This window comes from Hyella patelloides LEGE 07179 (genome assembly GCF_900659865.1).
GTDB lineage: Bacteria > Cyanobacteriota > Cyanobacteriia > Cyanobacteriales > Xenococcaceae > Hyella > Hyella patelloides.
The window spans coordinates 1-11,096 of sequence record NZ_LR214003.1 but is presented as its reverse complement, the minus strand read 5'-3'; the positions used below and the strand labels follow the sequence as shown (position 1 = coordinate 11,096).

At 39.1% G+C, this 11,096-nt stretch carries 11 protein-coding genes; all 11 read left to right on the top strand.

Going from position 1 to position 11,096, the window contains the following annotated elements; translation table 11 throughout:
- Nucleotides 1-546 precede the first annotated feature (546 nt).
- The 11 genes from bicA (at nucleotide 547) to H1P_RS25805 (ending at nucleotide 10,822) form a co-directional block, all read left to right on the top strand.
- A complete protein-coding gene (gene bicA / locus H1P_RS25850; RefSeq protein ID WP_144872952.1) occupies nucleotides 547-2,241 on the top strand; it encodes a bicarbonate transporter BicA in 1,695 nt (564 codons plus the stop codon).
- Nucleotides 2,242-2,412: 171 nt separating this feature from the next.
- Entirely contained in the window at nucleotides 2,413-3,804 is a 1,392-nt protein-coding gene (locus H1P_RS25845) for a cation:proton antiporter (protein ID WP_144872949.1), read from the top strand.
- Between the two features lie 369 nt (nucleotides 3,805-4,173).
- Nucleotides 4,174-4,512: a cation:proton antiporter subunit C gene (locus tag H1P_RS25840; RefSeq protein WP_144872947.1), complete on the top strand. Its 339-nt coding sequence runs from the start codon at nucleotides 4,174-4,176 to the stop codon at nucleotides 4,510-4,512.
- A complete protein-coding gene (locus H1P_RS25835) occupies nucleotides 4,509-5,966 on the top strand; it encodes a cation:proton antiporter (RefSeq protein ID WP_144872943.1) in 1,458 nt (485 codons plus the stop codon). Before H1P_RS25840 ends, H1P_RS25835 begins: the two co-directional genes overlap by 4 nt.
- A gap of 298 nt (nucleotides 5,967-6,264) precedes the next feature.
- Nucleotides 6,265-7,779, top strand: a complete 1,515-nt coding sequence (locus H1P_RS25830; protein ID WP_144872955.1) for a cation:proton antiporter — start codon at nucleotides 6,265-6,267, stop codon at nucleotides 7,777-7,779.
- Complete coding sequence (locus H1P_RS25825; RefSeq protein ID WP_144872939.1) at nucleotides 7,746-8,180, top strand: cation:proton antiporter; 435 nt, start codon at nucleotides 7,746-7,748, stop codon at nucleotides 8,178-8,180. Before H1P_RS25830 ends, H1P_RS25825 begins: the two co-directional genes overlap by 34 nt.
- Before the next feature lie 277 nt (nucleotides 8,181-8,457).
- Nucleotides 8,458-8,709: a hypothetical protein gene (locus tag H1P_RS25820; RefSeq protein WP_144872936.1), complete on the top strand. Its 252-nt coding sequence runs from the start codon at nucleotides 8,458-8,460 to the stop codon at nucleotides 8,707-8,709.
- A 137-nt stretch (nucleotides 8,710-8,846) separates the two neighbouring features.
- Nucleotides 8,847-9,131, top strand: coding sequence for a monovalent cation/H(+) antiporter subunit G (locus H1P_RS25815; protein WP_144872933.1), 285 nt, complete (start codon nucleotides 8,847-8,849; stop codon nucleotides 9,129-9,131).
- A gap of 75 nt (nucleotides 9,132-9,206) precedes the next feature.
- Nucleotides 9,207-9,797, top strand: a complete 591-nt coding sequence (locus tag H1P_RS25810; protein WP_144872930.1) for a DUF4040 domain-containing protein — start codon at nucleotides 9,207-9,209, stop codon at nucleotides 9,795-9,797.
- Nucleotides 9,798-9,869: 72 nt separating this feature from the next.
- Nucleotides 9,870-10,010: a hypothetical protein gene (locus tag H1P_RS36545; RefSeq protein WP_186376148.1), complete on the top strand. Its 141-nt coding sequence runs from the start codon at nucleotides 9,870-9,872 to the stop codon at nucleotides 10,008-10,010.
- Nucleotides 10,011-10,159: 149 nt separating this feature from the next.
- Nucleotides 10,160-10,822 (top strand): Na(+)/H(+) antiporter subunit B, encoded by a 663-nt coding sequence (locus tag H1P_RS25805; RefSeq protein WP_144872927.1) that lies wholly within the window; start codon nucleotides 10,160-10,162, stop codon nucleotides 10,820-10,822.
- Nucleotides 10,823-11,096 lie beyond the last annotated feature (274 nt).

Sequence of the window (11,096 nt, the reverse complement as noted above, 5' to 3'; positions counted from 1 at the left end):
GCTCTTTGGTCTTATCAACGGGAACAAGCAACTCAATAAAGGAGCGAAGCTATAAGCTATAAGCTATAAGCGCGATTGCCAATCAAACAGGGTAGACGACCGACCCTACTCGATTATAGACAACGCAAAGGCGTAATCGTCTTGAACTCAGTAGCGTGATTGTTGGAAGAGCTGTCAACACTCGCTGTGGAGGAGTTGAACCTGGCGATAAGCTTGGAGCTTATAGCTGTTAGCTGGTTAAATTAATTAAATCTAATTGACATCAGATGCACCAATAATAAATCTTTTAGTTAAAGATTAGTAAAACTAAACATTTAATTATTGCTTTATTTCAAAATGTTATATAGAGTTATAACTATGTGAAATTGAGCTTTAATAGTAATAAGTCAATCTAGAACTTAGCTTAATATAGGTACAAAATTTAAAGATTGAACTATTTCTTAAGCTTTGCAAACAAAAGCGATCGCTAAGTCAAAGAACAGGGACATTTAATATTTAATTAATAATTAAGAACCTTAAATTGCCACTAAACGGAATTTTAAACGAATGGGAATAACGAACAAAATACATTTTAGGAACGTAAAAGGCGATATCTTCGGTGGTATAACTGCTGCGGTTATCGCCTTACCAATGGCTCTCACATTTGGGGTTGCTTCTGGTGCGGGGGCTTCTGCGGGACTGTGGGGCGCAATTTTGGTTGGTTTTTTTGCTGCTCTTTTCGGTGGTACTCCCACCCTAATTTCAGAACCAACAGGGCCAATGACTGTAGTTATGACCGCAGTTATTGCTAGTCTGACGGCTGCTAATCCTGACAACGGCTTGGCGATGGCATTTACCGTAGTCATGCTGGCGGGGGTATTTCAAATTGTTTTTGGGGTTTTGAAGCTTGGTAGATACGTCACTCTGATGCCCTATACGGTTATATCTGGTTTTATGTCAGGTATTGGGGTAATTCTGATTATCTTGCAGACTGCGCCATTTTTAGGGCAAGCTAGTCCTAAAGGTGGGGTAATCGGTACAGTACAAAATCTGCCAACGCTGATAGCAGGGATTAATCCTACCGAAACTGCACTCGCTGTTTTAACTGTGGCGATTCTCGTTTTCTATCCTTCCAAGTTAAAGAAATTTTTACCTCCTCAATTACTTGCGTTAATTGTTGGAACTTTAATTGCCGTATTCTTTTTAGGTGATGCAAATATTCGCCGTATTGGTGAGATATCAGTAGGTTTACCCAGCTTACAAGTACCTGCTTTTAGTGCTGCTCAACTTCAGACCATGTTGGTTGATGCTCTAGTTTTAGGAATGTTGGGCTGTATCGACGCTTTGCTCACTTCTTTAGTAGCAGACAGTTTAACTCGTACTGAGCATGATTCCAACAAAGAATTAATTGGTCAAGGTCTAGGTAATTTAATTTCTGGTTTATTCGGCGGTATTGCTGGTGCTGGTGCAACTATGGGTACAGTAGTTAATATCCAAACTGGTGGTAGAACTGCTGTTTCTGGTTTGACCCGTGCTTTGGTTTTGCTAGTAGTAGTTTTGGGATTAAGCCAGTATTTAACAGTTATTCCTCTGGCAGTTTTGGCTGGTATTGCTCTTAAAGTAGGTATTGATATTGTTGATTGGAGTTTCCTCAAACGCGCTCATAAAATCTCCCCTAAAGCAGCCTTTATTATGTACGGGGTAATTGCCTTAACTGTATTTGTTGATTTGATTGTTGCTGTAGGCGTTGGGGTATTTATAGCTAACATTCTGACTATCGAACGTCTTTCTAATCATCGCGCTGATAAAGTTAAAGCTGTTACTTACGACGATGAAGAAATTGAGCTTAACCGAGAAGAGAAAGATTTGTTAGAACAAGCTAATGGTAACGTACTTCTCTTCTATCTAAGTGGTCCCATGATTTTTGGAGTAGCTAAAGCAATCTCTCGCGAACACAACTTAATTAATGATTACAAAGCATTGGTTTTAGATTTAACAGAAGTGCCTATTTTAGGAGTGACTTCTGCCTTAGCTTTAGAAAATGCTATTGAAGAAGCAGTAGAAAAAGAACGTCAAGTATTTCTAGTAGGCATTAGCGGACAAACTGAAAGACGCTTGAAAAAGCTGGGTGTCATGGATATAGTACCTCCTCAAAATATTATTGAGAATCGTACTACGGCTCTCAGACAAGCAGCAAGTTACGTTGATACACACGTTGTTGATTTTGGTCGCGATACTCTGAATTCTCAAGCAGTTAGTTAATAGTTAATAGTAATAGTTAGTTGTTAATTGTTAGTTGTTAGTTGTTCTCTAGTGCAAACGATAAATGATGGGGCTTGTTATTGATGCGAACCTACGTTGCATCACAGCCTCTCATTAATAACAAGCAATAAAGTTAAAACTCGAATTTTGATAAGCAAATAGAAAGTAATTATGACACATTTAGCATCACTGTTTGATAGTGGGTTAACTTCCGATATTGTCTTTTCATCTCCTTTATTGGCAACTGCACCTAGTTCGGAAAACGCACCGATGATTTTAGCAGGAGTTCTGCTGAGTCTCGTCTTTATCTATTTAGCAAGCAAATTAGGGGGAGAACTTTCTAAATTAGTCGATTTACCCCCCGTATTGGGTGAATTAGTTGCAGGGGTAATAGTCGGGGTTTCGGCTTTGCACCTCTTAGTTTTTCCCGAAACGGGTGCAGTTGCTAGTGATTCCGTTGTGATAACTATCTTGCAAAAGATTGCTGGTTTAAATCCTGAAAGCATTGGGAAAGTATTTGCGTCTGAGAGCGAAGTTATCTCTGTCTTAGCCGAACTTGGAGTCATTATCCTCTTGTTTGAAATCGGTTTAGAATCAGATTTAAGAGAATTACAAAAAGTTGGTTCAAGAGCAGCGATTGTAGCAGTCGTCGGTGTGGTTGCTCCTTTTGTCGCTGGTACAGTGGGACTGATGTTAATCTTTGGGATGCCGACGATTCCTGCTGTGTTTGCAGGTGCTGCCCTGACCGCTACCAGTATTGGTATTACCTCCAAAGTGTTATCGGAGTTGGGACAGCTTAAATCCACAGAAGGTCAAATTATTGTCGGCGCAGCAGTGATTGATGACATTCTCGGTATTATTGTGTTAGCTGTCGTTGCTTCTCTAGCAAAAACTGGAGAGGTTGATATTCTCAACTTGGTTTACTTAATTATTAGTGCCACAGCTTTCTTGTTAGGTTCGATCTTTTTAGGTAAATTCTTTAATCAAAGCTTTGTTGCGATCGCTGAAAAACTCCAAACTAGAGGGAAGCTCGTTATCCCTGCTTTAATCTTTGCTTTTTCAATGGCGTTTTTAGCTAATGCGATTCATTTAGAAGCTATTTTAGGAGCTTTTGCTGCGGGTTTGGTATTGGATGAAACTGACAAACGCAGAGAGTTAGACCAACAAGTTATCCCGATTGCTGATATTTTAGTTCCTATTTTCTTTGTCTCTGTCGGTGCAAGAGTCGATCTCAGTGTTCTCAATCCCACCAGTGCAGATAATCGTCAGGGGTTAGTTATTGCAGCCTTTTTAATTGTCGTAGCTATTATCGGTAAAGTTATAACTGGTTGGGCGGTTTTTGGTCAAGAGAAAATTAATCGTTTAGCAATTGGAATTGGCATGATTCCTCGTGGAGAAGTGGGCTTAGTTTTTGCGGGGATTGGTGCAGCTAGTGGTGTTTTAGATAAACCTTTACAAGCAGCGATTATTATCATGGTAATTTTGACTACTTTCGTTGCTCCTCCTCTATTACGTTTTGCTTTCAAACAAGAAGCAGGAAAAGTCGCCGAAAACCAGATTTAGCCATAGATAGTTAGTAGTTATCAGCCTAAATTATTAAGTTAGAAAATAAGCAGAATATCTCTAGGTTTTAGCATCTTATTCTTGGAAAATATGAAGATTAAACTCTTTTTAAAGAGAGAAGAAACATGAACTATTTAGTGTCAGAGCATAATACTTTAGTTTGATTGTGGTTTACTCTTTATGCTATAACAATAATATTATTGATTCCCAATAATCCTCAATCTAAAACTCAAACAGTATCCATAGAACAAACTAACGAAAAAGCATTACAGTTGGCTTCAAAAATGATCTTACGTACTGTTTTGATTGTTCCGATGCTATTTTTGCTGAAAAACGCCCTTTGAAAACTAAAAAATTGATAATTAAATAATGTTATTAGAAGCTTTTGTTGTTGGCACTATATTGTGTGGATTTTTAGGCATTATCTTTAAGAAAAATCTGGTAATGAAAATTATCTCGATGGACATTATGAGTACAGGGGTAATTGCCTATTACGTACTGATAGCATCACGAGATGGTCTGTATACGCCAATTATAGATCGCACTAAAGATGTTAATTATGCCGATCCTGTTCCCCAGGCGGTAATTTTAACAGCGATTGTCATTGGTTTTTCGATTCAAGCTTTGATGTTGGTGGGGGTAATGAAGCTATCTAAAGATAACCCTACTTTAGAAACTAGCGCGATTGAAGAGAATAATACACCATGATTGATACTACAGTCGCCTGGATTGCATTACCTTTTTTTACAGGTTTTGTGATTTATCTAGTCCCTAAAATGGCTCGCTGGCTTGCTATAGGAATAGCATTAGTGTCGGCTGCTTATGCTGGGCAAATATTTTTAGGCGAGCCTTTAAATATTCAGTTACTAGATAGTTTTGGCGTTAGTTTAATTATCGATCGCCTTAGTGGTTTTTTTATTCTTACCAATGCGGTAGTAACAGCGGCAGTGATTATTTACTGTTGGCAAAGCGGGAAAACAGCATTCTTCTATATGCAAGCGACTATTCTGCATGGCAGTGTTAACGCTACTTTTATTTGTGCTGATTTTATCAGTCTTTACGTGGCATTAGAAGTAATTAGTATTGCTGCATTTTTGTTAATTACTTATCCCCGTAGCGATCGCTCTATTTGGGTAGGATTGCGCTATCTCTTTGTTAGTAATACGGCAATGCTATTTTATCTAGTGGGTGCCGTGCTGGTATATAAGGCAAATAATTCCTTTCATTATGAGGGTTTGCTCGGTTCTCCCTCCGAAGCAGTCGCGCTTATTTTCCTGGGACTATTAGCTAAGGGTGGTATTTTTGTATCGGGCTTATGGTTACCTTTAACCCACTCCGAATCACAAAGTCCAGTATCGGCAATGCTTTCTGGTGTTGTAGTCAAAGCAGGTGTCTTTCCTATAGTTCGTTGCGCGCTGCTTTTAGAGGCATTCGATCCCATAGTGCGAATTTTTGGTGTTGGGACAGCACTTTTAGGGGTATTTTGGGCAATTTTTGAAAAAGATACCAAGCGTACCCTGGCATTTAGCACTATTTCTCAATTGGGTTTTATCCTCGCTGCACCAGAAGTAGGAGGCTTTTACGCTTTGACTCACGGTTTAGTTAAATCCGCGCTATTTTTAATATCGGGTATTTTACCAAGTCGGAATTTTCAACAATTGCAGTCCAAGCCCATTAATACTCTAGTCTGGATAGCTTTAGTGATTGCTAGTTTTTCAATTTCTGGTTTTCCCTTATTATCTGGTTTTGGAGCAAAAATTTTAACCGCTAAAAATTTATTACCCTGGCAGGTTATTGCCATGAATCTTGCTACAGTAGGAACAACAATTGTCTTTGCCAAATTTATTTTTCTACCCCATAAGAAACTGGTATTGCGCCATGATGATAAGGCTGATGCTAGTCAAAAAATACAGTCTGGTTTTTGGTGGGCAATGTTGATTTTGCTGGGTGGCTTGATTGTGGCAAACATTGTATATTACGAAGCCTATACTCTACAGAATATTATCAAGCCGTTAGTAACTATTGCTATTGGCTGGCTGGCATATTTTGTAATTTTTAAAAAGTTAGTTCTTAAGTTACCCCGTTGGACTGAAAAATTCGATCATTTAATTGGGGTGATGAGTTTGATGTTAATTGTAGTATTCTGGATGGTGAGGGTGTGAATAGATATTGCAATCTATTTTGAGAAATTATGTTGGTAGCAGTGTTGAGATATCAGGCAAATAATTCCTTTGATTGCTGTTTTTAATATCGGGTATTTTACCAAGATCGATTAATAATTAATAATAGTGATAGGTGTTAAGGTTTTAAGATTTATTTAACAGTATAACAAACCTATACAAAACCTAATCATATTTAGGAGTGACTAAGCTTATCGAACAATTCTTGGCTAAAAAGCCTAGCTGACTTAAAACTATAGTGACACTAGAATCATCAGACCACTCTGTTCTTCAAGTATTTATGACCAATATTACGATCGTCTGGCTTGCTCTACCATTTTTTATTGGATTCGTTATTTATCTGCTACCCAAATTAGCTCGCTGGTTAGCATTGGGAATAGCCTTGGTTTCAGCTGCCTATGCGGTACAGCTATTCTTAGACTCATCCCCTTTGAATATCCAGTTACTAGATAATTTTGGTGTTACTCTGATCGCCGATCGCCTTAGTGGTTATTTTATCTTAACCAACGCCGTGGTGACAAGCGCAGTTGTTTTTTATTGTTGGGATAGCGGAAAAACAGCTTTTTTTTATATGCAGATAATCCTTCTGCATGGCAGTGTGAACTCTGCTTTTGTCTGTGCTGACTTTATTACTTTATATGTAGCTTTAGAAGTAATCAGTATTGCTGCATTTTTATTGATTGCTTATCCTCGTACTAATCGCTCTATCTGGGTAGGGTTGCGCTATCTGTTTGTTAGCAATACGGCAATGCTATTTTATCTTATGGGAGCGTTGTTAGTATATCAGGCACATCATTCCTTTCATTATGAAGGTTTGCGCGGTTCTCCTCCAGAAGCAGTCGCGCTTATTTTTTTAGGACTATTAGCTAAGGGTGGTATTTTTGTATCGGGTTTCTGGTTACCTTTAACCCACTCCGAATCACAAAGCCCAGTATCGGCAATGCTTTCTGGTGTTGTAGTCAAAGCAGGTGTCTTTCCCTTAGTGCGTTGTGCGCTAATGTTAGAGGAAATCGATCCCATTGTGAGGTTTTTTGGTGTTAGTACAGCCTTGTTGGGAGTGTGCTATGCAGTATTTGAAAAAGATACCAAGCGGATGCTGGCATTTCACACTATTTCTCAGTTAGGTTTTGTTCTCGCTGCGCCAGCGGTAGGTGGTTTTTATGCTCTGACTCACGGCTTAGTTAAATCTGCACTATTTTTAACTGCTGGTATTCTACCCAGTCGTAACTTTAAAGAATTACAGCATCAACCTCTTGATGGTCAAATCTGGTTAGCTTTAGCGATCGCTAGCTTTTCAATTTCTGGCTTTCCCCTACTGTCTGGCTTTGGCGCAAAGATATTAACTAGCAAGAATTTATTACCCTGGCACGTGATTTCGATGAACATTGCTGCCGTGGGAACAGGAGTCTCTTTTGCCAAATTCATCTTTTTACCACATGATAAACTGAGTTGGAATCGCGATCGAGTGGCTAATGCTGATGGGGAGACAAGAGAACAAGAAGACGGGAGGAAAAAATTACAGCCTGGTTTTTGGTGGGCAATTTTTACTTTACTCGGCGGATTGGTAGTAGCCAATATTTTTTATTACGAAGCTTACACCCTCACAAATATTATTAAACCACTAGTAACTATTGCTGTTGGCTGGCTATCATATCTTGTAATTTTCAAAAAAGCGGTACTTAAATTACCCAATCAGACCGAAAAATTCGATCACCTGATTGGAGTTATGAGTTTGATGTTAATTTTACTATTTTGGACAATATGGACGCGAACCCAGGGCTACGCGTTAGCCTAACCACCTATCTAAATATAATATTACGACTCACAATTTGGTTTTTACTAACCGCCGATCTCAGTTTGCCAAACATTATTCTGGGAATTGCGATTGCCTTATTATTACCCCGTGGTCACGCATCCGCAGAGAAGTTAAAAGATTGGCTACAGATGTTATGGGAAATTATTGTGGCAATTCCCCAAGCTTATATGGAAGCAATCGAAATTATGCTTCGTCCCCATAACCACGAAGAGATTGTCAGAGAAAGAGTGAAACCCCAACGAACACCAGGATTGGTATTTCTCGATATATATGTGATTACTTTTACCCCCAAAACCATTGTCTTAAGATACCTAGAAGAGGGTTGGTATGAAGTACATTACGTCACACGTCGTAGGGAAGGGATGAGGGATGAAGAATAAGGAAAAAGAAATGAATGCAAATCAAATAACAAATAACCAAGCTCTCAGATGCGACTCCGCGTATAAGACGGACGGCTGAAATTAGAAATTCAACCGACCACATCGCATCCTCCTTTTGAGGAGAACTCAACAGTGTGATTGGATATGAGTCGCGAAACCGAGTGCATCCCTCACACTCAAAAGACAAGGGACTGTCACCTGAATATTTAGTTCAGGTGAATGACAACGTCCCGCAGCCCCTCATGTACAGCATCTCTAACAATTAACAAAATAAAAAATGGACTCAATATTAATTGCAATGATTTTAGCTTTACTAATCCCAATTTACGAGGCTTGGCAAGACGATGATATTTGGCAAAAAATGTTGGCATTTGCCAGTATTGCTACCAAAACTGCCATCATGATGCTGCTGATCTCTGTTTTGCGAGATGATTGGTCAATTGGAGTGGTTGCTGTAATTATTCTCAGTGTCGGTAATGCGGGATTAATGTTACTGGCACATTTAATTAAACAGTTAAACTTTAATTAAACGGTTAAACGAAGCCTAGGGGACAAGGTTTATCAAGTAAGTCTCGCAGGTTCAGCATCATATAGCCCCTGCGCTTCGCGTTGCAAAGTACTAAAGCAGTTTCGCCCTTACAAGAATTTACTTTTACCAGAAATTTTATGATTGATATTTTGAGTTACAGCCTAATGGTTATCGGCATTATCTTCTGGTTTTGGGGAACATTGCCCTTAATTGGCAACAGGTCAGTATTATTTAAACTGCACAGCCTTTCTGTCGCCGATACTCTTGGTTCGATGACTATTGTAATTGGTTTGCTGCTGAAAATACCCAAAGAATGGTCACTGTTGTTACTGGCAATTATTACTTTAGCAATTTGGAATACGGTTTTGGGATATGTAATAGCTTATTGTGTCAGCGATCAAGAAACAGATGGTAGACGATAAAATATAAATGATTAATAACCAACCTTAAATCGTACAGACGTTACGACGAAACTTCTTTAACAAATAACAAAAATAATGATTGATAACTATACATATATAATAATTATAGCTTTATTACCGTTATCAGCTTTGATGTTGGTATTTCAGGTTAATCCCTATCACGCTTTAGTAATTAGAGCTATCTTAGGAGCAATCTCAGCTTTAGTCTATGCGCTTTTAGGAGCTGCGGATGTAGCTTTAACCGAAGCTTTAGTAGGGACAATGTTAGCGGTTACTCTCTATGTAATTGCTGTTCGTTCCTCTTTGGTGATGCGTCTGGGAATACTTAAAGAATCTGAAGTAGAAGCAGAAAGCTATTTTACAGAATTAATTTCTAGTCTCAGAAAAGTAATTAATAAATATCATTTACGCCTAGAGTTAGTAGAGTATCCTAATTTACCAGCTTTAGAAGCAGCATTAGAAGAAAAAGAAGTTCATGCGGTTTGTACCAAACAAAAAAAATTAGAATTATTACAGCGAAATAGAAATACCGCCACAGATGTCAGACAAACCTACAACACAGCAATTAGGGTACATCGTCTGTTTGAGATTATGCAGAGTGAGTTGGCTTTTCCTGAAACAACTTTAACTTATGTAACCGTACCCAATATGGAGGAGAAGCACTAAACTTCTTTTATAAGTTCCATAAACTTTAGTTGTAAGCTGACCAACATCGAGTTTGCCAGAACGTTTCAAGTTATGTATGGAGATCGAGCATCAGAATTATGCAAGTTAAATGTGGATCGGCTTATTGAGGTAATAGCGGTGCATCAAACTGTGCGATCAATGCAAGCATTGCATTGGGGTGTAAACGACCCCGCCTCCCATCAAGTGGGATAATATCGGCGACAGACGTTTACACTCATCCATTGGGTACAAGAGAAGCTCCTAAAGGACTCGCTACGCATCGCACATCGCGTGTCGCTTACCAAGACAGGTAATAGATACAGTTTTTGATTTCATATTGATTTTTTTAAGAGGTCTATGTAATGAAGTGGGTTTATGTTTTAGCAGGAATCGCCTTGTTTATTAAAATGTTGGTTATGCCTAATCCCGTAGCCGAATGGGAAGAAATCTCTATTGTGGAATCTATTGTAGAAGATGCTGGAGTTTTTAATGTAGTTTCGGGGATTATTTTTCGTAATCGACTTTATGACACCATCTTTGAAGTGGTAGTATTTACGATCGCTGTTTTGGGAGTCAAGTTTCTCTTATCTAATGAAACACCAACAGAAGTAGTTTATCAATTTAGCGATCGCCCTTCAATGATTTTAGCCCGTTTGGGTGCTACGATTGCTGCTATTGTCAGTATCGAACTCTCAATTAGGGGTCATCTTAGCCCTGGTGGTGGTTTTGCTGCGGGGGTAGCTGGAGGAACAGCTATTGGCTTAATTGCTATCACCTCATCATCGCAGTGGATGGAAGCGATTTATAAGAAATGGAATGCTGCGACTTGGGAAAAGGTTTCGGTGCTGATTTTTATTGCCTTAGCAGTGGTAACTTTAAGTGGCTGGGAATTACCTCACGGCGAACTAGGAACGCTGGTTAGTGGTGGCATGATTCCTATATTGAATATTTTAGTTGCCCTCAAAGTAGCATTGGGTTCATGGGCGATTATTCTGCTGTTTATCCGTTATCGAGGGTTGTTGTAACGGACATTTCGCAGATGAATGAATATGAATAACAAATCAAATTACTGGCAAATTGACCAACAGTCACCGCAGGCTTCGGAGGGGCTGTCTCTTGAATCGCATTCAAGCGGGGCGTTGTCAACACGGGAGTGGAATATGCCGACTGACCGTCGGCATTTCCTCCCGTCATTGTTCTGAAATAAATTCAGAACACAGCCCCTTGAGTTTACATTGTCCTCGAATGGGGATAAGCCCCGTTCTTTTTAAGGCGGAGTAACGGTGACTGATACTAAAT

Bases quoted from the DNA above. Each gene is read 5' to 3' on its own strand.
- bicA (WP_144872952.1), top strand. From the start codon at position 547: ATGGGAATAACGAACAAAATACATTTTAGGAACGTAAAAGGCGATATC.
- H1P_RS25845 (WP_144872949.1), top strand. From the start codon at position 2,413: ATGACACATTTAGCATCACTGTTTGATAGTGGGTTAACTTCCGATATT.
- H1P_RS25840 (WP_144872947.1), top strand. From the start codon at position 4,174: ATGTTATTAGAAGCTTTTGTTGTTGGCACTATATTGTGTGGATTTTTA.
- H1P_RS25835 (WP_144872943.1), top strand. From the start codon at position 4,509: ATGATTGATACTACAGTCGCCTGGATTGCATTACCTTTTTTTACAGGT.
- H1P_RS25830 (WP_144872955.1), top strand. From the start codon at position 6,265: ATGACCAATATTACGATCGTCTGGCTTGCTCTACCATTTTTTATTGGA.
- H1P_RS25825 (WP_144872939.1), top strand. From the start codon at position 7,746: ATGGACGCGAACCCAGGGCTACGCGTTAGCCTAACCACCTATCTAAAT.
- H1P_RS25820 (WP_144872936.1), top strand. From the start codon at position 8,458: ATGGACTCAATATTAATTGCAATGATTTTAGCTTTACTAATCCCAATT.
- H1P_RS25815 (WP_144872933.1), top strand. From the start codon at position 8,847: ATGATTGATATTTTGAGTTACAGCCTAATGGTTATCGGCATTATCTTC.
- H1P_RS25810 (WP_144872930.1), top strand. From the start codon at position 9,207: ATGATTGATAACTATACATATATAATAATTATAGCTTTATTACCGTTA.
- H1P_RS36545 (WP_186376148.1), top strand. From the start codon at position 9,870: ATGTATGGAGATCGAGCATCAGAATTATGCAAGTTAAATGTGGATCGG.
- H1P_RS25805 (WP_144872927.1), top strand. From the start codon at position 10,160: ATGAAGTGGGTTTATGTTTTAGCAGGAATCGCCTTGTTTATTAAAATG.